Origin of the sequence: Pelomonas parva (assembly GCF_043555835.1) — a bacterium.
Classification (GTDB): Bacteria; Pseudomonadota; Gammaproteobacteria; order Burkholderiales; family Burkholderiaceae_C; genus Pelomonas; species Pelomonas parva.
This window is the reverse complement of record NZ_JBIGHV010000008.1, coordinates 242,559-264,537: the sequence shown is the minus strand read 5'-3', so window position 1 is coordinate 264,537 and position 21,979 is coordinate 242,559. Positions and strand designations below refer to the sequence as shown.

The following is a 21,979-nucleotide window of genomic DNA, read 5'->3' as shown; positions in this document are numbered from 1 at the left end:
CTTGCCATCGCAGCCAAGGGCGGCACTGATAATCCGGCGATGACGCCAGCCGCCTTCACCGGCCAGTTGCTCGCCTTCATCGCCCGCCTCATCACGGGCGCGCAAGGCCACTGGAAGGGCTGCCCGCCAAAAGCCGAGCAGCGCATTTACATCGCCAATCACCAGAGTCACTTCGACCTCGTCCTGATCTGGGCCGCGTTCCCGCACGAGTTGCGCGCGCAGACCCGCGCCATCGCCGCGCGTGACTACTGGACCAAGAGCGCCTTCCGGCGCTGGCTGACCACTGAGGTGTTCAACGCCATCTACGTCAGCCGCTCGCGCGCCACGCCGGACGAAGACCCGCTGGAGCCCCTCGTCGAGGCGCTGGCCAATGGCGATTCGCTCGTCATCTTTCCGGAGGGCACGCGCTCGAACAAAGGCAACCCCATGCCGTTCAAGAGCGGCATCTATCACCTGGCGCAGCAGTTCCCGCACGTGCAACTGATCCCCACCTGGATAGACAACGTGCAGCGCGTCATGCCCAAGGGCGAGGTCGTGCCCGTGCCCATCCTGTGCACGGTGACGTTCGGCGCGCCCATCCAGCTGCAGGATGGCGAGAGCAAGGCCGACTTCCTGTGCCGCGCCCGTGAGGCGGTCATGGAGCAGCGGCCCGACCCGACGCTGGTCGGCCATGTGGCGGAGGCCGACGCATGAGGTGGCTGAAGGGCCTGGATGCCAGCGAGCAGGTCGCGCTGCTGTTCGTCGTGCTGTTCGGCTTCCTGATGCTGCTGACGGTGGGGCTGTTCCTGAACTCGCTGCGCGAGCGCGCCGACGAGGACGCGCGCCGGGCCTCGGAGTTGACCTGGGAGCGCGTGCGCCGCGACCTGCGCGCGGCCTGGATAGGCGGCTGCATGTTCTGGGTCGCCTGGATCTCCGGGCCGCTGGGCGCGACGCTGCTGTTCGCGCTGTTCTCCTTCCTGGCGCTGCGCGAGTTCATCACGCTCGTGCACACGCAGCGCAGCGACCACCGCCCTCTCCTCGTCGCCTTCTTCGTGCTGGTGCCGGTGCAGTACATGCTGTGCGGCACGCGCTTCTTCGACCTGTTCACGGTGTTCCTGCCCGTCTACGGCTTCCTGCTGCTGCCCATCGTCAGCGCACTGGCCGACGACCCCAGCCGCTTTCTCGAACGCAACGCCAAGATCCAGTGGGGCGTGATGGTCTGCGTCTACGGCCTGTCGCACGCGCCGGCGCTGCTGCTGCTGGACTTCCCGGGCTTCACCGGCCGGGGGGCCTTCCTGCTGTTCTTCCTGGTCATGGTGGTGGCGTCGTCGCAGATCGCGCAGGAGATCGCCACGCGCACGTTGCGCCGCCGACCGGTGGCGCGGCGCATCAGCCGCAGCTTCTCGATGCGCGCCTGGTGGATAGGCACGCTGACCGGCGCGCTGGCTGGCGGCCTGCTGTACTGGATCACGCCGTTCAAGGCCGGCCAGGCGCTGGCGATGGCCTTCGTCACCGCCGCAGCGGCGGGCTTTGGCGGTCTGGTCATGAAGGCGCTGAAGAAGGATGCGGGCGTGCGCTACTGGGGCAACCGCAGTTCCATCACCGGCGCCGTCGGCCTGCTAGACCGCATCGCGGTGCTGTGCTTTGCGGCGCCGGTGTTCTTCCATTCGGCGCGCTGGTATTTCCAGTTGCCGCTGGGATACCGGTGATGAGGATTCTCGGCATCGACCCTGGCTTGCAGACCACCGGTTTTGGCGTGATCGAGGCCGATGGCCCGCGCCTGGCCTATGTCGCCAGCGGCACCATCAAGACCAGCGCCGTCGCCACCGGCGACCTGCCGGCGCGGCTGAAGATCCTGTTCGACGGCATCCGCGAGGTCACCGCGCGCTACCAGCCCCAGTGCGCGGCGGTGGAGATCGTCTTCGTCAACGTGAACCCGCAGTCCACGCTGCTGCTGGGCCAGGCGCGCGGCGCGGCGATCACGGCGCTGGTGTCTGCGGACCTGCCGGTGAGCGAGTACACGGCCCTGCAGATGAAGAAGGCCATCGTCGGCCACGGCCACGCCAAGAAGGAGCAGATCCAGGCCATGGTGCAGCGCCTGCTGGCTCTGCCCGGCCTGCCTGGCACCGATGCCGCCGATGCGCTGGGCATTGCGATCATGCATGCCCATGCGAGCGTCAGCTTCGAGGCCATGAGCCGCAGCACGACGCTGCAAAGGCGGCAGCACGCGCAGTTCAAGGGCGGGCGCACCTACTGAAGCAAAACGGCCCGCCGAAGCGGGCCGTTCAACGTGGCGGGAGTCTGCTCAGGCCTTGCGGCGGCGGGCCATCCAGCCGACCAGGCCCAGGCCACCCAGCATCAGCGCGTAGGTTTGGGGTTCCGGCACGGCAGACACCGTGGCCGTGAAGGCCACATTGTCGATAGCCAGTCCGTGGTCGTTGCCGGCGTTGTTGACCTCGGCCCAGCGCACCCACAGCGTGCTGCCGTTGGCCCAGGTCAGCGACTCCACCGTCTGCGTCAGACCTGGCGCGCGGTTGGCGGCGAGGTTGCCGTTCAGGTCGTCGGACGTGGTGCTCGCAACCGGTGAGGTAAAGGTCAGGCTGCTCAGGTCACCCCAGTCGGCCACGTCAGCAAAACTGGCGCCGAAGCCGTACTGCACGGTCATCGCCTGGGCCGTCGCGTTGCCGCCATTGCGCCACTGCTCGCCGTCGTAGCTCAGCTTGAAGCTGTCGATGGTCTTGCCGGTGTTGTTCTGCAGTGCGAGGGCGATGTAGCCGGCCGTTGCGCCGTTCGCTACCGTGCCCCAGTAGCTGGCGGCGCCGCCCGAGCCGATGCTGCCCAGCGCGCGGTCGCTGTTGCCGGTACTGCCGTAACTGAAGAAGTGGCCGGTGTTCGAGTTGCCGTCGTCGCCCCGGTAGGTGGGCGCCGCGGTGCCGTTGGGACGGTTGAACAGCGACCAGCCGGCCAGCGTGCTGTCATTGGCCCAGGCAATGTTGGTGCTGGAGGTCGCCGAGGCCAGCGTGTCGAAGGTCTCGCTGTAGTCCAGGTCGGTCGCAATGAGCGACACGGCGGCATGGGCCGGCAGCGCGGCAAGGGCGGCGAGGGCGAGAGCGGTGAGTTGCTTGTGCATGGGATGTCCTGGATGGAAGTGGCGTTTGTGAGCGGGGTCAAGCCTTGCGGCGGCGGGTCATCCAGCCCACCAGGCCGAGGCCGCCGAGCATCAGGGCGTAGCTTTCGGGTTCGGGCACGGCAGAGATCTGGAATTCGCCGGAGCTGAATCCCAGTGGCCCGCTGTGATCCAGCGTGCCTTGCAAACCGCCGAGGAAGCCTGAATAGAGGGTCAGCGTCGTGCCGTTGACGCTGGAGTCGTAACGCAGTTCCGTGAACACGCCCGCGTCGAACAGCACCGTGGGCGGAGAAATTGCGTCGGCCGTGGCCAGCGTGTATGCCTGACCGCCGAAGTTGAAACTGAAGGCCGTCAGCAGTACTTCGCCTCTGTAGTCGCTGGCGGGCAGATCGAGCGAGAAGGTGCCGGTGAAGGCCTGGCCCTCGACGTTGCTGACTTCGGAGAACGTGAAGCTGCCGTCGAAGCGGAAGTCTTCTGCAGAGGCCGCTGCGGCAGTCAGGCTCAGGACGGCGGCGGCCAGGGCAGCGCGCAGGGTAGGGATGTGGGTCATGGCGTTGTTGATCCGAAAAGAGTGGAAGCGGCTCAGAACTGGAAGCTGCCGGCGCTCAGCGAGCCGCAGCTGACGTTCTTCAGCAGCAGCAGCGAGCGACGCGATGCCGGTCCGGTGGCGTCGGGGTCCATGGAGATCAGCGAGTCACTGGCGCCCGTGCGGGAACAGATGACATGGCCGCTGGTGAGCGGCGCCTCGGCCGTGACGCCGGCTGTTCGCAGCACCGCACGCAGGTTGATGATGTCGCTGCCCGGCGTGAAGTCGGTCAGCGTGGCGCCGCCCGTGAAGCCAGTGCCGAACGCGAACTGGTCGCGCCCCGCACCGCCCGTCAGCGTGGGCCTGAGCGCGCCGACCGTGATCAGGTCATCCCCCGCCGTGCCCGCAACGCTGGCACCCGCCGCGGTGATGTAGGTGTTGTACAGGTTCAGGCCCATGATCACCGGGTCGTGGTCCGACGAGCGGTACACGGTCGGTTGGTAGGGGTCGGCAGCGCAGGTCGCGCAGGCCGGCTTCTTGAACTCCAGGTTGTAGTCGTGTGCCACCGACTCATCGGCATTGATGTGCCACTCGGTCGCGCCGCTGACCTTGGGCGACAGCGACGACGTGGTGATGGCGTGGTCAAGCCGGCCGACGGCACCGTCGAAGACGTAGGAATAGCCCAGCGTGTTGAAGCGGCCGATCTGGTCGACGAAGCCGTTGTCGGTCAGGCGCGTGATGGGGTCTTCCATGCCGTAGGCGTTGAAGTCACCCACCAGCACGACGTCGTTGCTGCCACTGTTGGTCTGCAGCGTGGCGACGAAGCTGCGCAGCCGGTCGGCCTGCGCCACGCGCGTGGCGTTGTGGCAGCCCTGGCCGTCGCGCTGGTCTGCGTCCGGGTCACTCGACGACGAGGGGCAGCTGCCCTTGCTCTTCAGGTGATTGACGACCAGCGTGAACTTCAGGCCGTTGGGCGCGGCGAAGGTCTGCGCCACCGTCGGGCGGTTGTTGACGGCGTCGTTGTCGATCACCGACGTGCCCACGGGGCTGAGCTTGGCGGGCTTGTAGATGACGGTGGTCTTGATGGCATCCGTGCCGACCACGCCGGCGGCCAGGCCAGGCGCCACGGCGTAGACGCTGCTGCCGTAGCGGGCGTTCAGCGCCGCCACCAGGTTCTGCGTCGCGACGGCGTTGTTCTGGATCTCCATCAGGCCGACGGCGTCGGCATCGATGGCGCTGAGTGCAGCCACGATCTTGTCCCGCTGGCGGTTGAACTCGGCGAGGCTGTTGGCGCCGCGGCAGCTGGCGGACGCGGACTGGCCGGCCGCGCAGGTCTGGCCGCTGCCGCCGTCGGCCGTCGCGCCGTTGGTGAAGGTGGTGAAGTAGTTCAGCACGTTGAAGGCGGACAGCTTCACGTTGCCGCCCACCGACGGCGGCGTCGTGGTGCGCGGGTTGCTGAGCGTGTACTGCAGGGCCGCATTGGTTTGCGGCACGATGCGGTAGGCGCCGGGAGCGCCACCGCTCGCGGTGGTGGGGCCGTAGTCGACCACGCCGGTGATGGACGCGACGGTGTCACCGCCACGCAGTGCGCCGGTCGGGCCGGTGAAGGGCGTGGGGTCGACGTTCTGCAGCGAGCTGCCGTCTTCCAGCACGACCAGGCGTGCCGCGTTGCTGGCGGCCATGGCGATGGCCTGCTGCGATCCCGCGCGGTACTTGTTGGTGGGCGTTTCCAGCCGGCCGCCGGCCGCCAGCGTCAGCTGGCCAAAGCGCGCCTGGAAGGAGGTCTGGCCCACCGTCAGCGGGCCGGCCAGCGTGACCAGCATGCCTTCGTAGGCTTCCAGGCCGCCGGCCACCGGCAGGCTGATGGCCGTGGGTGTGACGCTGTAGCCCGGGTTCGTGCTGATGCCGGACGGGCTGGTGAGCTGGGTGACGGTGCCGCCGCCGGTCGAGAACTCGCCGACGGTGCCGGTCAGGCGTGCCAGCTGGCCGACGGCCACGGTGGGTGCCGTGCTGGTGAAGACGAGGATGCCGTCAGACGTGGCGGCGTTGCCGTCGCCCACCAGGGACTGCATGTAGAAGCCGTTGTTGGTGAGCCGGGTCACCACGCCTTCGGTCGTGACACTCTGGCCGACCAGTGGGCTGCTGGCGCCGCTGCCCTGGATTTCGTAGATGTGCTTGAACGCAGCCGGCGCAGGTGCCGGGCCGGGTGCCGGTGCCGGGCCGGGCGCCGGCGCGTTGGCGCAGGGCGCGAGCGGGGTGGCGGTGTTGCGGGGCAACGGCGCAGCGGTGATGAAGGTGGTGCCGCAGCCGTTGTCGGCGCGCACCGACGCGGTCGTGCTGGTCAGCGATGCATAGGCCACGAGGTCGGCGGCCGCCGGGCTGGCGCCGGACAGCGCGCCGGTCGAGGTTGACAGCGCGACCTTGCCCGCAGCGCCGCCCATGCCGATGGTGCCCGTCGCGTCCGGCGTCGGCAGCGCGGTGGTGCCGCCCGTGCCGGCTGCCTGCTGCACCAGCAGGTACTGCCCCGGTTGCAGGTCCACGGCCGGCAGCGTGGTCACCGCCCAGGTCGTGCCGGCAGCCGAGGCGTACTGCACGGACCAGCCGCTGAGGCTGACCGGCGCGGAGCCGTTGTTGAACAGCTCGATGAAGTCGTTCTTCAGCGTGGCGCCGCCGTTGCCACCCCCGCCGTACACCTGGCTGATGACAACGGCTGCAGACGCATTCAGCGCGAACGGCGTCGCGAAGGCTGCGGCAAGAAGAGCTACCAGGGGTCGGAGTTTCATGACTGATTAGTAAAAATTGCCCAAGACGGGGCGCATCCTATTGATGCTTCGTGACGAATCGATCCACCCGGTTCGAGGGGGTGCCCTCGGGGCATCATGCGGACCCATGGCGCCTGCACTACTTTTGACCGGGGTTCTCACCTACTTCGCCCTGCTGCTGGTACTGGCGCGGTGCGTGTCGCGCGGTTCTGGTGCTGAGGGTTTCTACGTGGGGGGCAGGGAAAGTCCCTGGCCGGTTGTCGCCTTCGGAATGATCGGTACGTCGCTGTCAGGCGTCACTTTCATCAGCGTGCCCGGCTCGGTGGCCGCCAACGGCTTCACCTACCTGCAGATCGCCATCGGCCAGGTGGCGGGCTACGTCGTCATCGCCTTGCTGCTGTTGCCGGCCTATCACCGCCTGAAGCTGGCCTCCATCTACGGCCTGCTCGGCGAGCGCCTGGGACCCGGGGCGCAGCGGCTGGGCTCGGCCTACTTCGTGTTGAGCCGCACGCTGGGCGCCACGGCGCGGCTCTACCTCGTCGTGGCGGTGCTGCATACGCTGATCCTGCAGCCGCTGGGCCTGCCGTTCGCGCTGGGCGCGGCCGTCGTGCTGGTGATGATCCTGCTTTACACGGTGGAGGGCGGCGTGAAGGCGCTGGTGTGGACGGACACGCTGCAGACCGCCGGCATGCTGACCGGCCTGATCGTCTGCACGGTGCTGCTGTGGCGGCCTGATGCGTTCGCGCAGCTCGATGCGGCGGGCCTGTCGCGTGTCTGGGTGGGCGACCCGCTCTCCCGCGACTTCTCTGCCAAGGCGCTGCTGGCCGGCATGTTCATCGCCATCGCGATGACCGGGCTGGACCAGGAAATGATGCAGAAGAGCCTGTCGGTCGCCCGGTTGCGCGACGCGCAGAAGAACCTGCTGGTGCTGGCGGTGCTGATGCTCGTCGTCGTCGCGGTGTTCCTGCTGCTGGGCGGGCTGCTGACGCTGTTCGCGCTCGAGCACGGCCTGGCGGCGAGGGGTGACGCGCTGTTCCCCACGGTGGTCATGCAGCACCTGCCGGCCTGGGTGCAGATCGTCTTCGTGCTGGCGCTGGTGTCGGCGCTGCTGCCCAGCGCGGACGGCGCGCTGACGGCACTGACGGCCAGCACCTGCCTGGACCTGCTGCGTGTGGGCAAGGAAGACACGCGGACAAGGCGGCGTGTGCATCTGGGGTTTGCGGTGCTGTTCCTCGCGCTGGTGCTCGGCTTCAAGGCGCTGGACAGCGCCAGCATGATCTTCCTGATCCTCAAGCTGGCCGGCTACACCTACGGGCCGCTGCTGGGGCTGTTCGCGTTTGCGCTGTTCACGCCGAGGGCGGTGTCGGGGCGGGCGTTGGTGGCGGTCTGCGTGGCGGCGCCGTTGCTGTGCGCGGGGCTGGACTTCGGTCAGCCTTGGGGCGGGTATCGGATCGGGCTGGAGTTGCTGCTGCTCAACGGGCTGCTGACGTGGTTGGGTTTGTGGGTGGCCGCGCGTCGAGGATGATTGCCGGCCGGCGCGCCGCAGCGACACTGCGCGTCCCATGCCCGTTCTAGCGACCTCCCCATCCGTCGGCCTCACCCGCATGCTCGCCGCCTTCGTGCGCGAGCACTGGCGCGCCTATGCGTCCGCTGCCGCGATGCTCAGCTGCATCGCCGCGCTGACCGTCTGGATTCCCCGCCAGGTCGGCCATGTGGTCGATGCGCTGGTGGCCGGCGGCCTCAAGGGTCCAGCCCTCATCGAGCAACTGGCGCTGCTCGTCGCCGCCGGCCTCGTCATCTACCTGCTGCGCGTGGGTTGGCGCTTGACGCTGTTCAAGGCCGCCTACCGCCTCGGCGCGCGGCTGCGCACGCGATTGTTCGCGCGGCTGGCGTTGCAGGGCCCCGCCTACTTCCAGGGCCAGCGCACCGGCGACCTGATGGCGCTGGCGACCAACGACATCGATGCCGTCGAGCAGGCCGCCGGCGAGGCCATGCTGGCGGGCTTCGACGGCAGCCAGACGCTGCTGCTGGTGCTGGCGATGATGACCATCAGCATCGACTGGCGGCTGGGTCTGGCGGCCCTCGTGCCGTTCCCGCTGATGGCGCTGGCGTTCTGGTGGATCTCCAAGCACCTGCATGAGGCCGCGCAGGATTCGCTGGGCCGCTTCGGCGACCTCAACCAGCAGGTGCAGGAGAGCCTGGCCGGTGTGCGCACGCTCAGGGCGTTAGGGCTGGTGGGGCGCAACGAGCAGCGCTTCCGTGAACTGGCCGACAGCGCCGCCGAGGCCAGCTTCCGCTCCCAGCGCTGGGAGGCCGCCTACGAGCCCGCTGTCGGCATGACGCTGGGCGCGGCGACGGCCATCGCGCTGGCCGTGGGCGGCTGGCTGGTGGCGCAGCGCGAGATCAGCATCGGCCAGTTGACGGCCTTCACGATGTACCTCGGCCAGCTGATCTGGCCGATGTTCGCGGCCGGCTGGGTGCTGGCGTTGCTGGAGCGCGGCCGTGCGGCGTGGACGCGGCTGTCGCCCGTGCTGGACGCGCCGCTGACGCTGGCCGACGAGGGCAGTGCGGTGCTGCCGGTGCAGGCGACGTTGCGCGCCGAGGGGCTGACGTTCAGCTTCCCCAACGCCAGGCGGCCGGCGCTGGAAGGTGTCGACCTGACCCTCGCGCCGGGCCGCACGCTCGGCATCGTGGGCGCGACGGGCGCCGGCAAGTCGACCTTCGTGCGCCTGCTGCTGCGCCAGTCCGAGCCGGACGCCGGCCGGCTTCGGCTCGCCGACGTGCCGCTGCCCGATCTGCCGCTGGCCACGCTGCGTGCCCACATCGCCTGGGTGCCGCAGGAGGCGTTCCTGTTCTCCGCCTCGGTGGCCGAGAACATTGCGCTGGCAAGACCTGACGCCACACCCGCCGACATCGAAGCCGCAGCCCGCCTGGCAGCGGTGCACGACGACATCGCGCGGCTGCCGAACGGCTATGCCACCGAGGTCGGCGAGCGCGGCGTGACGCTGTCCGGCGGCCAGCGCCAGCGTGTGGCCATCGCGCGGGCGTTGCTCAGCGACGCACCGCTGCTGGTGCTCGACGACGCGCTGTCGGCGGTCGACACCGGCACCGAGACCGACATCCTCAGCCACCTGCGCGAGCTGCGTTCAGCGCGACCCGACCGCAGCGTCATCGTCATCGCCCACCGGCTGTCGGCCTTGATGGATGCCGACGAGGTGATCGTGCTCAAGCAGGGCCATGTCATCGAGCGCGGCACGCACGTGCAGTTGCTGGAACTCGGCGGCTGGTATGCGGCGCAATGGCGCTATCAACAGATCGAGGCCAGCCTTGAAGCCGCTTGAGAAGCCTTGGAAGAGCGTCGGCCTGCTGATGGAATCGGCAGCCCCCGAGCGCCCGCAGCTCATCCGCGGCGGCATCTGGCTGCTGCTCGCCGCCGGCCTCGAAGTGCTCGCCCCCATCCTCGGCAAGCGCTACATCGATGACCACCTGCTGCCCGGCCACTACGACTTGGGCGCGATGGCGATGCTGCTCGCCACCGTGCTGCTGACTGGCTGGGCGTCGAGCTGGATCCGCTACGCGCAGCTGTCGCGCATGGCCGGCGTCGCACGTCGCTCGGTGCTGCGGCTGCGTGAGAAGGTCTACGCCCACGTGCTGGCCCTGCCCATGGCCTTCTTCGACAAGGCCATCACCGGCCAGCTCGTCAGCCGCGTCACCAACGACACCGAGGCGGTCAACCAGTTGTACCGGCAGGTGCTGTACGTGATGCTGGACTCGACCATCGTCGTCTTTGGCTCGCTGGTCGCGATGGCCTTCCTGGACTGGCGGCTGATGCTCATCGTCGCCACGCTGGTGCCGGCCATGGTGCTCATCATCAAGGGCTACCAGCACCTGTCTGCGCCGGCCGCGCAGCGCACCCGGCAGCTGCGCAGCGACATCAACGCGCAGATGGCCGAGAGCATGGCCGGCATGGCCGTGCTGCAGGCGGCCGGCGCGGCGGGGCGCTTTGGCGAACGCTTCGAGGCGGTCAACGCCGAGCACCGCCTGTCCCGCATCGCCGAGCTGCGCGCCAACGCCTGGCTGCTGCGGCCGGCGCTGGACCTGATGAACGTGTTGCTGCTCGTCACCGTCATCTACGCCTTCGGCCGCCGAGAGCTGTCCGGCATGGAAGTGGGCCTGCTCTACGCCTTCCTGGCCTACATCGCCCGCGTCGTCGAGCCGCTGATCCAGATCACCATGCAGTTCGGCCAGCTGCAGCAGTCCATGGTGGCCGCGTCGCGCGTGCGGGCGTTGCTGGAGGAAGCCGAGTTCCGTGGTCCGCCGCAGGACGGCGAGCCGGTTTCGCAAGGCGCCATCCGCATCGAGGGCCTGAGCTTCGGCTATGACCCGGCGCGGCCGGTGCTGCATGGCGTGGATGTGGACATCCCCGCCGGCAGCTTTGTCGGCATCGTCGGCCACACCGGCAGCGGCAAGAGCACGCTGCTGTCGCTGCTGCTGCGCTTCTACACGGCCCAGAACGGCCGCATCACGGTGGACGGCCAGCCGCTGGAAGGCGTGCCCGATGCGGCCTTCCGCGACGCCGTGGGCCTGGTGCCGCAGGAGGCTTTCCTGATGGCGGCCACCGTGCGCGAGAACATCGCCATGGGCCGGCCGGGCATCACCGACGCCGCCGTCGAAGCCGCCGCCCGCGACGCCCGTGCGCACGACTTCATCACCGCTCTGCCGCAGGGCTACGACACCCGCCTCGGCGAAGGCGGCGCCCGCGTCTCCAGCGGCCAGAAGCAGTTGCTCGCCATGGCCCGCGCGCTGGCCGGCGCGCCGCGCATCCTGTTCCTGGACGAGGCCACCAGCAATGTCGACAGCGAGACCGAGGCCCGCATCGGCGAAGCGCTGACGGCGCTGCACGGCCGCGTGACGATCGTCGCCATCGCGCACCGGCTGTCCACCATTCGCGCGGCCGACCAGATCCTCGTGCTCAACCACGGCCACGTGCAGGAGCGCGGCAGGCATGATGAGTTGATGGCCGTCGACGGCGGGCTGTACCGCCGTCTTGTCGAACTGCAGACGCTGGAAGAACCCGCTGCGGACGAGGGTTAGGGCCGCACGAAGCTCGCCAGGTAGTTGACCGACGTGTCGCTCGTCCAGCTGGCGCGGTGCAGCACGGGCAGGTAGCGCATGCCCAGCCGCTGCAGCGGCCGCAGGCCCGCGAGCGTGGCGGCGGCTTCCAGCTCGTCCGGCGTGACGAACTGCTGCCAGCGGTGCGTGCCCACCGGCAACACGCGCAGCACGTACTCCGCGCCGACGATGGCCAGCAGCCAGCTGCGCACGGTGCGGTTGATGGTGGAGGCGATCAGCAAGCCGCCCGGCGCCACGTGGCTGGCCACCTGGGCCAGGAAGGCCGGCACATCGTCTACATGCTCCACCACCTCCAGCGCCAGCACGACGTCAAAGCGCTCGTCGGGCCGCAGCGCCACCGCCGGCTCGCCAACGCGGTAGTTCAGCTGGGGCACTTCGCCGCCATGCCGGCGGGCCGCGCCGATGTTGCCGGCCGAGGCATCGATGCCCACCACGTGCAGGCCGTCGCGTGCCAGCGGCTCGGCCATCAGGCCGCCACCGCAGCCCACGTCCAGCAGGGTCAGGCCTTGCCGGCCGGCGTGATGGCGGGCGATGGCCTCGCGCACCCAGGCCAGGCGCAGCGCGTTGGTGACGTGCTGCGGCCGCATCGGGCCTGCCGGGTCCCACCAGGTGGCGCTCCAGGCGTCGAAGCGGGCCACCTCGGCCGGGATCACGGTGCTGCGTTGTTCAGACATGCCGGCACACCGATACGGCCGCCGCCGAGCCCCGGCCGACCAGGGCGCACCAGGCACGCAGCCACAGCCCCGGCGCCGCGCCGCTGTGCGCGGCGGCTGCTTCGTCACGATGATGCGCCTCGTCCTGGCGGCAGGCCTCCAGCTCGGCGCGCAGCCCGGCCCAGGTGACGTCGCCCGTCAGGCGGTCGATCTGCTCCTGGTAGTGGCCGTCGACGAAGGTCTCGACCGCAGCGATCGTGGCGTAGACCGCACGCGGCCCGAACAACGCCGGCAGCGCGCCGGTCAGCCAGCCGCTGATGCGCCACAGCGGCAGCAGCCGGCTGCGCTGGCCCGGCGGCAGCCAGGCCTCGACGACGGCGAGGTGGCGCTGCTCGGTGGCCAGGTGGCGCCGGGCGAAGTCGCGCAAGGCCGGGTCCCGGCTGACCGCCAGCACGCCGCGATAGATGCAGACGGCGCCGGTCTCGCCGGCATGGTCGGTGCGCAGGTCGGCCCGGAGGTCTGCGGGCAGAGCGGTGGCGCCCATTCCGGCGCTCATGCCGGCTTCCTCCACAGCCTGCGCAGGTGGAGAAAGCTGCAGTAGGCTGCCTCCAGCAGCCACACCACGGGCCGGTGGTCCAGCAGCCGGGCCAGCCAGGCGGTGCGCGGCAGGGCGGCCCACATCGCGATGAAGGCTGCCGCGCCGCTGACCAGCTCGCCATTGGCGCCACGCACATGCAGGCGAGCCAGCGCCTGCGGCCGCGTCAGGTCGCCGCCCAGTGCACCGGCTTCACAGGCGGCCACGTCTACCCAGCACAGCCTCTCGGCGCCGGGTTGGCGGCGGTACAGGTCAATCTCGCGGGTGCAGACCGGGCAGGCGCCGTCGAAGTAGACGGTGGGGCGGTCGGCTGGTGCTGCGATGGGGGCGGGCGACATAGGGGCATGTTGCCCGCAGGGGCCATGCCTTGCCCTGCGGTCGGCTATTGCGCCTCGTGCCGCGTTCCCCGGCGCGCTTCCAGTACGCTCAGCGACCCGCGCAGCATGCGCAAGGCTTGCTCCATGCGCGTCTCGCCCGGCGTAGGCAGCAACCGGGCTTCGTGGTTGGCCAGCACGTCCTCGCGCAGCACCAGCCCAGCGCGGGCGAACTGCGGCTGCAGCACGGCGGCGCGCTCGCGCAGCAGCTCGCGCGTTGTCTGATACGCGTGCTCGGCGAGGTGGCGGCGCTGGCTGTAGCTGAAGGTGTTGGCGAGGAACAGTTCGGCGTCGCGCGGGTCGGGCTCGAACAGCAGGATGTCGGTCTGCGGATGCGTCAGCTCGTAGCCCTTCATGCCCAGCTCCAGCCGCGAATGGATCAGCGAGCGAAAGGTCTGCGACAGCACCAGCGGCAGGCCGCCGTCCACCAGCCGGTGGATGCGCGGCTGCAGCGCGCGCAGCGCCGGGCGGCCGAGCTTGCTGGCGAGCTTCCTGGCGCGGCGCGAGCGGGCCTCGCGGTAGGACAGGCGGTCGCTGGCGTAGGGCACCAGCGGGTTCAGGCAGATCAGCAGGTCCAGCCCGCGGTCCAGCAGCACGGAGGCGTGCAGCGTCTTCTTCAGCGCGCCGTCCACGTAATGTCGGCCGTCGATCTCGACCGGCGGGAACAGGCCCGGCAGCGCGGCGCTGGCCTGCACGGCCTGGGAGATGGGCACGTGGTCCCAGCCCGGCGCGCCGAAGGGGACGGCCTCGCCGCTGTCCAGGTCGGTGGCGACCAGCACGAGGCGGCGGCGCAGCTCGCGGAAGTCGTTCGTGCGACCCGGCGCGGCGAACACGCGGGTCAAGGCTTCGCCGAAGCGCTCGCTGCTCAGCAGGCCGGTGGGCAGTGCGCGGCCCAGGCGCTCGATGGCGGACAGGCGCGAGCGGCCCTCCAGCAGCACCTCGCGCGCGGCGTCGGTCAGCAGTTGTGGCAGCAGGCGCAGGCGCTGGCCGAACTCGGCCCAGGCGGGTTGCAGCAACTCGGCGGGGTCGAAGCGGTCGGGCGCTTCCGCCGTGTTCTCGATGAAGGCGGCGCAGAGCTGGCGCGGCGTCATGCCGTTGGCCAGGCCGGCGGCGATGAAGCCGCCCGCGCTGACGCCGATGTAGCCGTCGCAGGCGGTGAAGTCCAGGCCGTCGACGGCCTCCTCCAAAGCACAAAGGGCGCCAACTTCATAGATGGCGCCCAGTGGGCCTCCGCCTGCCAGGGCCAACCCGATGCGTGGTTGGCTCATGGTCAGAAAGAGCTAGTGTCGATCAGGCCTGAGGAGCAGGCGCGATCTTCTTGGCAGCCGGAGCCTTCTTTGCAGCCGGCGCCTTCTTGGCCGGGGCGGCCTTCTTCGCAGAGGGTGCAGGAGCAGGTGCGGGGGCGGGCTTGGCTGCAGCCTTGGCAGCGCCTTTCTTGGCCGGCGCAGCGGCAGGCTTGGCAGCCGGCACCTTCTTCGCAGCAGCCTTCTTGGCCGGCTGCACGCCGGTGGCGACGGCCAGGTCGTCGATGCGCTTGATCAGCGCGTCGATGTCGCCCTTGGTCGGCACGCCCAGGCCTTGCAGCGCCTTGGCCACGCGGGCTTCGAAGATGGTTTCCAGCTTGTCCCATTGCTGGCCGGCCTTGGCGCCGACGTCACCGGCCATGCCGCTGACCTTGCTGGCGACGGCGCTGAGTTTCTCTTCAGCGGCGGATTGGGTCTTCTTCTGCAATTTCTGTCCTTCGGAGACGAGGGCCTCGAAGACCTTGGAGCCTTCACCCTGGGCCTTGGCGAAGGAGGCGAGACCGGCGGCCCAGATCTGCTGGGCACTGTCCTTGATGTTCTGGGCCATCTCGCTGTCGAGCAGGCCAGCGGGGAAGCCGGTGGCGGCAGCAGTCTTCTTCTTGTCAGCCATCTTCTGGAGCTTCTTGACCATGGTGTGTCCTTTCGAGTGAGCGAATTGCCTGGGGGCACTGTAGCGGCCGCATCCCCTGTCGGCGCGGGCATTCCTAGTGAGTGCGCTCTATGCCGGCCCTCGGGAAAGTGCGCAGCAAGCCGTCTACGGCGCTGGTCAAGAATGAGCCAAACCCCACAAGCAGGAGACCCCGCATGCAGTATTTCGTCACTGGCGCCACCGGCTTCATCGGCAAGCGGCTCGTCAAGAAGCTGCTGGCCCGGCGCGGCAGCACGGTCCACTTCCTGATGCGCGAGGAGAGCACGGCCAAGCTGCCCGACCTGCTCGCCTACTGGGGCGTCAGCAAGACCCGCGCGATTCCCGTCTATGGTGACCTGACGGGCAAGAAGCTCGGCGTGGCCGGCGACGTCATCAAGAGCCTGAAGGGCCAGATCGATCACCTCTATCACCTCGCCGCCGTCTACGACCTGAGCGCGGATGAAGAGGCGCAGGTGGCCGTCAACATCGAGGGCACGCGCTCGATGGTGGAGTTCGCGCAGGCCATCGACGCCAGTCATGTGCACCACGTCAGCTCGATTGCGGCGGCAGGCCTGTACGAAGGCGTGTTCCGCGAGGACATGTTCGAGGAGGCCGAGAACCTCGATCACCCGTACTTCATGACCAAGCACGAGAGCGAGAAGATCGTGCGCAAGGAATGCAAGCGGCCGTGGACGGTCTACCGCCCGGCGCTGGTCGTCGGCGACTCCACCTCCGGCGAGATGGACAAGATCGACGGGCCCTACTACTTCTTCAAGTTGATCCAGCGCATGCGCCAGATCCTGCCGCCGTGGATGCCCAGCGTCGGCCTGGAGGGCGGCCGCATCAACATCGTGCCGGTGGACTTCGTCGTCGACGCGCTGGACCACATCTCGCACAAGGTCCACAAGGGCCAGGGCTGCTACCACCTGGTCGACCCGCAGGGCTACCGCGTCGGCGACGTGCTGGACATCTTCAGCAAGGCCGCGCATGCGCCCAAGATGAATTTGTTCATCAACGCGGCGCTGCTGGGCTTCATCCCCAAGAGCGTCAAGAAGGGCTTGATGGCGTTGGCGCCGGTGCGCCGCATCCGCAACGCGGTGATGAAGGACCTCGGCATCCCCGAGGACATGTTCACCTTCATCAACTACCCGACCCGCTTCGACTGCCGCGACACCGAGGCCGCGTTGAAAGGCTCGGGCATCGCCTGCCCCGACCTGAACGACTACGCCTGGCGGCTGTGGGACTACTGGGAGCGTCATCTCGACCCGGCGCTGTTCATCGACCGCAGCCTGCGCGGCGCGACCGGCGGCAAGGTGGTGCTGGTCACGGGCGGCTCCTCGGGCATCGGCCTGGCCGCAGCCATCAAGTTCGCCGAGGCCGGCGCCATCACGCTGATCTGCGCGCGTGATGAGGTGAAGCTGGCCGAGGCGGTCAAGGAGATCAAGGACAAGGCCGGCAAGGACGCCAAGATCCACAGCTTCGCCTGCGACATCGCCGACGAGGCCAGCTGCGCCGCGCTGATCGCCTGGTGCAACGACGAGTTCGGCGGTGTCGACTTCCTCATCAACAACGCCGGCCGCTCCATCCGCCGCGCCATCGAGAGCAGCTACGACCGCTTCCACGACTTCCAGCGCACGATGGACCTGAACTACTTCGGCTGCCTGCGCGTGACCATGGGCCTGCTGCCCGGCATGGTGGCCAAGAAGAAGGGCCATGTCGTCAACATCAGCTCCATCGGCGTGTTGACCAACGCGCCCCGCTTCAGCGCCTACGTCGCCAGCAAGGCCGCGCTGGACGCCTGGACGCGCTGCGCCTCCAGCGAGTTCGCCGACACCGGCGTGACCTTCACGACCATCAACATGCCGCTGGTGCGCACGCCGATGATCGCCCCGACGGCGATCTACAAGAACGTGCCGACGCTGGCACCCGAGGAGGCCGGCGACATGATTGCGCAGGCCTGCATCAACAAGCCGGTGCGCATTGCCACGCGCCTGGGCATCTCGGGCGAGATGCTGCATGCCGCCGCACCGCGCATCGCGCAGATCGTCATGAACACCACCTTCCGCATGTTCCCGGACAGCTCGGCCGCCAAGGGCGACAAGTCCGGCAAGTCGGGGCTGTCGCCGGAGGCCATCGCGATGCAGCAGATGATGCGGGGCATCCACTTCTGAGGCGCCCATGTTGAGAGGTCAGCGCGTTGGCCTGCGCCACGTCACCGAGGACGACCTGCCCTGGCTCAAGCGCTCGGTCAGCGACCCCCAGGTGTCGGGCCCCTTCATGGGTTCGCGCATGATGGCGCCGCACACGGTGGACAAGCGCTGGAACGACAACGGCTTCGCCAGCGAGGAGGCCGAGCGCCTGCTGATCTGCCACCTCATCGACGGCAGCGTCATCGGCGACGTGGTGCACTTCGCGGCGGCCCGCTACACGACGGCGCGCGAGATCGGCTGGTCGATGGCCGACATTGCGATGCGCGGCCAGGGTCTGGCCAGCGAGGCGGCTGCGCTGCTGGTGGACTATCTGTTCCAGAACTGGCCGGTGAACCGCCTGTCCTGCGGCATGTCCGTGCACAACCATGCCTCGCGGCGTGTCGCCGAGAAGTGCGGCTTCAAGCACGAGGGCATCCAGCGCGGCATCGTCTTCGTCAACGGCGAGTATGTGGACTGCCATTCGCTGGGCCTGCTGCGCAGCGACTGGATGGCGATGAAGGGCCGGGCCGGGTGAAGCCGCGCGAGTTCGACCTGGTCGTCTTCGGCGCTACGGGCTTCACGGGCCGGCTCGTCGCCGAGTACCTGCACCTGAGCGGCGCCGCCGGCGCGCGCTGGGCCATTGCCGGGCGCAGCCTGGACAAGCTCGCCCAGGTGCGCGACGAACTGCACCTGCCGCCAACCGTCGCGCTGCTGCAGGCGGATGCCAACGATGCAGCCGCGCTCAAGGCCTTGGTCGGGCGGACCCAGGTGGTCATCACCACCGTCGGTCCCTACCAGCTGCACGGCGAGCCGCTGGCCACGGCTTGCGCTGCAGGCGGCACCGACTACGTCGACCTGTGCGGCGAGCCGCTGTGGATGGCCCGCATGATCGACAAACTGACGCCGCTGGCTGAGAAAAGCGGCGCGCGCATCGTCTTCTCCTGCGGCTTCGATTCCATCCCGTTCGACCTCGGCGTCGTCTACTTGCAGGCCGAGGCGCAGGCCCGCTTCGGCGCACCGCTGGCGGAGGTGCGCGGCCGCGTCGCCAGGCTCAAGGGCACGTTCTCCGGCGGCACCTTCGCCAGCATGCTGGCAACCATCGAGGCGGTCCGGCGCGAGCCGGGCTTGGTGAAGCTGATGGCCAACCCCTTCGCGCTGTCGGGCGGCTTCAAGGGCCCCAGGCAGCCGGCCGATCAGGGCGCCGATTTCGACGACTGGGCAGACGCCTGGACCGGCCCCTTCGTCATGGCGACCATCAACACCAAGAACGTCCACCGCAGCAATGCACTGCGCGGCCACCCGTGGGGCGAAGGCTTTGTCTATAGCGAGAAGCTGCTGACCGGCAGACCCGGCCAGGGCGACAAGGGCCGCCGCAAGGCCGGCGCGCTGGCCCGCTTCACCAAGCTGCAGAACCTGGCGCTGGCTCTTTCGCCAACGCGTGCTTTGCTGCGCCGCTTTGTGCTGACCCAGCCTGGCGACGGCCCGAACCAGGCCGCGCGTGAGGCGGGCCGCTACGAGGTCTGGTTCACCGGCAGGTCGGCCTGCGGCCAGACGCTGCGCGCCATCGTCAAGGGCGACCGCGACCCGGGTTACGGGTCGACCTGCAAGCTCATCAGCGAGACGGCCCTATGCCTGCTGCAGGACGCGGGCCGCGACGCGACGCCCGGCGGTGTGTGGACGCCCGGCAGCGCCATGGGCCTGGCGCTGGTGAGACGGTTGCAGGCCCGGGCGGGCCTGAGCTTCGAGATCGCATGAGCGCCGCGACGATGGCGCCCGCCTTGCAGTGGGACGATTTGCGTGTGGTGCTGGCAATTGCGGAGCAGGGCACGCTGTCGGCTGCAGCCCAGCAGCTGAACGTCAGCCACCCGACCTTGTCACGGCGCCTGCAGCGCATCGAGCGGCGGCTGGGCACGCGGTTGTTCGACCGCCTGCCGACGGCGCTGCGGGCCACCGAGGCGGGCGAGGAGATCAGGCGCGTGGCGCTCAGGCTGAGCGAGGAGGTGGCGGCGCTGGAGCAGCGCATCGGCGGCCTGGATGCGGCCGCTGACGGCACGGTCAGGCTGACCGCGCCGGATGCCGTGGCCGAGTACCTGCTGCCCGGCATGTTGGCGGCCATCTGCCAGGGCCACCCGGGCTTGCAGATCGATCTGCTGGTGACCAACCAGTTGGTGTCGCTGCCGCAACGCAAGGCCGACATCGCGCTGCGTGTGACCGCCAAGCCGGACGACGCGCTCACCGGCCGCCAGGTCGGCGCCGTGGCCATGGCGGTGTACGCCGCGCGCAGCCTCGCCGACGCCCCCGCTGGCCTGCCCTGGGTGGGCTTTGACGCTGCGCTGGCCTGCAACGGCCCGGGTGAATGGATGGCGCGCCATGTGGCCGACGGCGACATCCGCCTGCGCGCCAACACCTTGCTCGGTGCCGCGCAGGCCGTGCGCGCCGGCATCGGCTGCGGGGTGCTGCCCTGCTTTGTTGGCGGCGCCTTGCCCGACCTGGTTCGGTTGGGCGAGCCGCTGCCGGGCCTGACACAGCCGCTGTGGATGCTGATGCACCCCGACACGGCCAGGCTGCCGCGCGTGAGGCGCGCAAGCCAGGCGCTGGCCGACCAGTTGCGCGACGCCGCGGCGCGGCTGACAGGTCAGGCCTGAGCCGGCTCCATCAGACGGGACAGCCGGGAGCCGCGCGTGGCCAGGTAGTGCTTGAAGCGTTGGCCGTAGTCGGCCACGACGGCGCCTTGGACGCTGGCCCGTTGAGCCAGCCGGCGGCGATAGGCCGGCACACGGGTCAGGCCTTCGAAGACGCCAAAGTCGCCGATCTCGTCGAAGCTGTCGAACAGCCGGAACAGCGGCGCGAACGCGGCATCGACCAGGCCGAAATGCTCGCCGTCGAAGCAGCGCCCGGCGCCGAGCTGGCGCTCCAGCGTGTTGAAGCGGACTGCCAGGTCGGCGCATTTGCGCTCGAACGACGCGGCATCGGGCGCCGAGTAGAAGGCGAATACATCGCCCACGATCGCGGAGGCGAATTCCACCCAGGCGCGGTGCCGGGCCCGCGCTGCGGGTTCGGCCGGCAGCAGCGGCGCGCCGGGCACCACGTCCTCGATGTACTCGCAGATCACTGACGACTCGAAGATGGCAGCGTCGCCATGGCGCAGCACGGGCACCTTGCCCAGCGGCGACAGCGCCAGGAACCAGGCCGGCTTGTCGGCCAGGTCGATGTAGACGCGCTCGAAGCCCAGGCCTTTCTCGGCCAGTTGGATGGCGGCGCGCTGGGTGTAGGGGCAGAGGTGGTTGCTGATCAGCTCGAAGGCGGGCATGGCAGGGCGGGTGGTGGAGTGGATGTCCACGGTAGGCCCGGGCGCCGCGCCGCGCCATTGACAAGCTGTTCAGGCGGCTGTGCAGGAATGTTCAGTCGCGGCCCGCCGGCCGCTCGTAGCCGTTGTCCACCCAGGCCTCGGCCGCCGACTGGCTGAGCTTGAAGCCCGCCGCCACCTTGACCTGAGCCAGGCGCTCGCCGGCCGCGTCGTAGGCGGCCAGCCACGCGTAGGGGTCGTCCTCGGCGGGCACGATCTCCAGCGTGATCTTCAGCCAGGCGCCGTCGCGGGCGACGTAGAGCGCCTTGTTGAGCTGGGCATGCAGCTGCTGCTCGTGGCGGCGCAGCACCTCGGAGGCCGTCTTCACCAGCGTGTTGAAGGCATTGACGTCCAGCGGCTTGGGGTTCTTCTTGTCGCGCCCCATCGTCCAGGGGCCGACCAGCGCCGGCTCGCTCTCGCCGGCCTTGAACATCGCGACGGCCCAGCCCTCGTCGTCCTCGTTCTTGATGACCTGCGCCGTCCAGCCGTTGTCGCGCCACAGGCGCGCCTCGAAGACGGGTTCGTCCACCTCGCTCATGCCAGCCCCTTGGTCAGCAGCTCGGCGACGAGGGCGTTGATGCCGCCTTCATGGCCGGCCGCGCGTTCGCGCAGCCGCTCCGTCAGCTCGGCAGGCAGCTTGCAGGCAAAGGGGACGAGGCCGGCAGCGGCATCCAGCTTGCGCTGGGCCTTGCGGTCGGGCAGCGCGGCGGCGGCCTGGCCAAAGCGGCCGGGCGTCGCCTTGCCGCGCATGGCGCTGTCCAGCTTCAGGCCGGCGAGGCGTTCGAGATCTGTTTTCTTCATGCTCATGGGCCGGATTGTCCCTGGTCGGGACGCCGGCCCTTGAGCGAACTTGCGCGCTCAGCCGTTGCTGGCGGGCACGACGGCCGGGGCGCGCGTCACGCGGGTCTTGCCGCCGGTCGTCACCAGCACGACCGGGTCGCCGCTGTTGAAGGCCTCGGTGCCCTTGGCCTGGATGATGGCGCGGCGTTCGCCGTTGCGCAGCTGGACGATGATTTCCAGCGCGTCTTCGCGGGTGGCCGAGCGCTCGATGGCGTTGCCGATGACGGCACCGGCCACGGCGCCGATGACGCCGACGATCTGGCCCTCACGCCGGCCGCCGACCGAGCTGCCGGCAATGGCGCCGGTGACACCGCCGGCCACAGCACCGACGCCGCTCTGCGAGCCATCGACAGTGACGGGGCGGGAGGACAGCACGGTCGCATCCTGCACCTGGGACAGGCGCTGCGCGTCGCCGCGCTGGACGACATCGGGGCTGGTCGTCGAGCAGGCCGAAAGCACCAGGGCCGCAGCCAGGGTGAGGGAAGTCATGAGCTTGGACATGGTGTTTTCTCCTTGGGCAAAA

General features: G+C 69.4%; 21 protein-coding genes and 1 pseudogene. 10 read left to right on the top strand and 12 right to left on the bottom strand.

The features are described 5' to 3' along the window. The first annotated feature begins 39 nt into the window (after positions 1–39). Genes ACG00Y_RS21375 through ruvC form a run of 3 tightly spaced genes read left to right on the top strand, consistent with a single transcriptional unit; the run spans position 40 to position 2,236 of the window. The gene (locus ACG00Y_RS21375) at positions 40–693 is read left to right on the top strand and encodes a lysophospholipid acyltransferase family protein (protein WP_394482381.1); all 654 of its coding nucleotides are present in this window, start codon (positions 40–42) and stop codon (positions 691–693) included. Beyond that, positions 690–1,688, top strand: coding sequence for a phosphatidate cytidylyltransferase (locus tag ACG00Y_RS21370; RefSeq protein ID WP_394482380.1), 999 nt, complete (start codon positions 690–692; stop codon positions 1,686–1,688). Before ACG00Y_RS21375 ends, ACG00Y_RS21370 begins: the two co-directional genes overlap by 4 nt. Next, positions 1,688–2,236, top strand: coding sequence for a crossover junction endodeoxyribonuclease RuvC (gene ruvC, locus ACG00Y_RS21365; RefSeq protein ID WP_394482378.1), 549 nt, complete (start codon positions 1,688–1,690; stop codon positions 2,234–2,236). Before ACG00Y_RS21370 ends, ruvC begins: the two co-directional genes overlap by 1 nt. Positions 2,237–2,284: 48 nt before the next feature. Here the strand turns inward: ruvC and ACG00Y_RS21360 are convergent, their stop codons facing one another. The 3 genes and pseudogenes from ACG00Y_RS21360 to ACG00Y_RS21350 form a co-directional block, all read right to left on the bottom strand. Further along, entirely contained in the window at positions 2,285–3,109 is an 825-nt protein-coding gene (locus ACG00Y_RS21360; RefSeq protein WP_394482375.1) for a PEP-CTERM sorting domain-containing protein, read from the bottom strand. Between the two features lie 37 nt (positions 3,110–3,146). Then, positions 3,147–3,614: pseudogene (locus ACG00Y_RS21355) on the bottom strand (FxDxF family PEP-CTERM protein); the annotation flags it as partial. A 74-nt stretch (positions 3,615–3,688) separates the two neighbouring features. Continuing rightward, a complete protein-coding gene (locus tag ACG00Y_RS21350) occupies positions 3,689–6,415 on the bottom strand; it encodes an ExeM/NucH family extracellular endonuclease (RefSeq protein WP_394482374.1) in 2,727 nt (908 codons plus the stop codon). Between the two features lie 106 nt (positions 6,416–6,521). Here ACG00Y_RS21350 and ACG00Y_RS21345 point away from each other — a divergent pair, with 106 nt between their 5' ends. Genes ACG00Y_RS21345 through ACG00Y_RS21335 form a run of 3 tightly spaced genes read left to right on the top strand, consistent with a single transcriptional unit; the run spans position 6,522 to position 11,488 of the window. Further along, positions 6,522–7,919: a sodium:solute symporter gene (locus ACG00Y_RS21345; protein WP_394482372.1), complete on the top strand. Its 1,398-nt coding sequence runs from the start codon at positions 6,522–6,524 to the stop codon at positions 7,917–7,919. A 37-nt stretch (positions 7,920–7,956) separates the two neighbouring features. Then, complete coding sequence (locus ACG00Y_RS21340; RefSeq protein ID WP_394482370.1) at positions 7,957–9,735, top strand: ABC transporter ATP-binding protein; 1,779 nt, start codon at positions 7,957–7,959, stop codon at positions 9,733–9,735. A 28-nt stretch (positions 9,736–9,763) separates the two neighbouring features. Beyond that, complete coding sequence (locus ACG00Y_RS21335) at positions 9,764–11,488, top strand: ABC transporter ATP-binding protein (RefSeq protein WP_394482543.1); 1,725 nt, start codon at positions 9,764–9,766, stop codon at positions 11,486–11,488. On the opposite strand, the gene ubiG is transcribed toward ACG00Y_RS21335, so the two are convergent. The 5 genes from ubiG to ACG00Y_RS21310 are packed head-to-tail and all read right to left on the bottom strand — an operon-like array spanning position 11,485 to position 15,084. Then, positions 11,485–12,201, bottom strand: coding sequence for a bifunctional 2-polyprenyl-6-hydroxyphenol methylase/3-demethylubiquinol 3-O-methyltransferase UbiG (ubiG, locus tag ACG00Y_RS21330; protein ID WP_394482368.1), 717 nt, complete (start codon positions 12,199–12,201; stop codon positions 11,485–11,487). The genes ACG00Y_RS21335 and ubiG overlap by 4 nt on opposite strands. After that, positions 12,194–12,736 carry a demethoxyubiquinone hydroxylase family protein gene (locus tag ACG00Y_RS21325; RefSeq protein ID WP_394482366.1) on the bottom strand — a complete coding sequence of 181 codons (543 nt, stop codon included), beginning with the start codon at positions 12,734–12,736 and terminating at the stop codon, positions 12,194–12,196. Before ACG00Y_RS21325 ends, ubiG begins: the two co-directional genes overlap by 8 nt. Continuing rightward, positions 12,733–13,113, bottom strand: a complete 381-nt coding sequence (locus ACG00Y_RS21320; RefSeq protein WP_394482364.1) for a DCC1-like thiol-disulfide oxidoreductase family protein — start codon at positions 13,111–13,113, stop codon at positions 12,733–12,735. The genes ACG00Y_RS21325 and ACG00Y_RS21320 overlap by 4 nt, the downstream gene beginning before the upstream one ends. 44 nt (positions 13,114–13,157) lie before the next feature. Then, positions 13,158–14,417 carry a patatin-like phospholipase family protein gene (locus ACG00Y_RS21315; RefSeq protein WP_394482362.1) on the bottom strand — a complete coding sequence of 420 codons (1,260 nt, stop codon included), beginning with the start codon at positions 14,415–14,417 and terminating at the stop codon, positions 13,158–13,160. Between the two features lie 22 nt (positions 14,418–14,439). Next, positions 14,440–15,084 (bottom strand): phasin family protein, encoded by a 645-nt coding sequence (locus tag ACG00Y_RS21310; RefSeq protein WP_394482360.1) that lies wholly within the window; start codon positions 15,082–15,084, stop codon positions 14,440–14,442. Between the two features lie 173 nt (positions 15,085–15,257). Here ACG00Y_RS21310 and ACG00Y_RS21305 point away from each other — a divergent pair, with 173 nt between their 5' ends. Genes ACG00Y_RS21305 through ACG00Y_RS21290 form a run of 4 tightly spaced genes read left to right on the top strand, consistent with a single transcriptional unit; the run spans position 15,258 to position 19,915 of the window. Further along, positions 15,258–17,252, top strand: coding sequence for an SDR family oxidoreductase (locus ACG00Y_RS21305; protein WP_394482359.1), 1,995 nt, complete (start codon positions 15,258–15,260; stop codon positions 17,250–17,252). Positions 17,253–17,259: 7 nt separating this feature from the next. Continuing rightward, entirely contained in the window at positions 17,260–17,805 is a 546-nt protein-coding gene (locus ACG00Y_RS21300) for a GNAT family N-acetyltransferase (protein ID WP_394482357.1), read from the top strand. Next, complete coding sequence (locus ACG00Y_RS21295) at positions 17,802–19,025, top strand: saccharopine dehydrogenase family protein (protein WP_394482355.1); 1,224 nt, start codon at positions 17,802–17,804, stop codon at positions 19,023–19,025. Before ACG00Y_RS21300 ends, ACG00Y_RS21295 begins: the two co-directional genes overlap by 4 nt. After that, a complete protein-coding gene (locus ACG00Y_RS21290; RefSeq protein WP_394482353.1) occupies positions 19,022–19,915 on the top strand; it encodes a LysR family transcriptional regulator in 894 nt (297 codons plus the stop codon). Before ACG00Y_RS21295 ends, ACG00Y_RS21290 begins: the two co-directional genes overlap by 4 nt. On the opposite strand, the gene ACG00Y_RS21285 is transcribed toward ACG00Y_RS21290, so the two are convergent. The 4 genes from ACG00Y_RS21285 to ACG00Y_RS21270 form a co-directional block, all read right to left on the bottom strand. Then, on the bottom strand, positions 19,906–20,580 hold the full coding sequence (locus tag ACG00Y_RS21285; RefSeq protein WP_394482351.1) for a glutathione S-transferase family protein: 675 nt from the start codon (positions 20,578–20,580) through the stop codon (positions 19,906–19,908). The two genes, ACG00Y_RS21290 and ACG00Y_RS21285, sit on opposite strands and share 10 nt — an antisense overlap. 91 nt (positions 20,581–20,671) lie before the next feature. Then, the gene (locus tag ACG00Y_RS21280; protein WP_394482350.1) at positions 20,672–21,154 is read right to left on the bottom strand and encodes a hypothetical protein; all 483 of its coding nucleotides are present in this window, start codon (positions 21,152–21,154) and stop codon (positions 20,672–20,674) included. Next, entirely contained in the window at positions 21,151–21,423 is a 273-nt protein-coding gene (locus ACG00Y_RS21275) for a hypothetical protein (protein ID WP_394482348.1), read from the bottom strand. Before ACG00Y_RS21275 ends, ACG00Y_RS21280 begins: the two co-directional genes overlap by 4 nt. A gap of 51 nt (positions 21,424–21,474) precedes the next feature. Further along, positions 21,475–21,945, bottom strand: coding sequence for an outer membrane lipoprotein (locus ACG00Y_RS21270; RefSeq protein WP_394482346.1), 471 nt, complete (start codon positions 21,943–21,945; stop codon positions 21,475–21,477). Positions 21,946–21,979 lie beyond the last annotated feature (34 nt).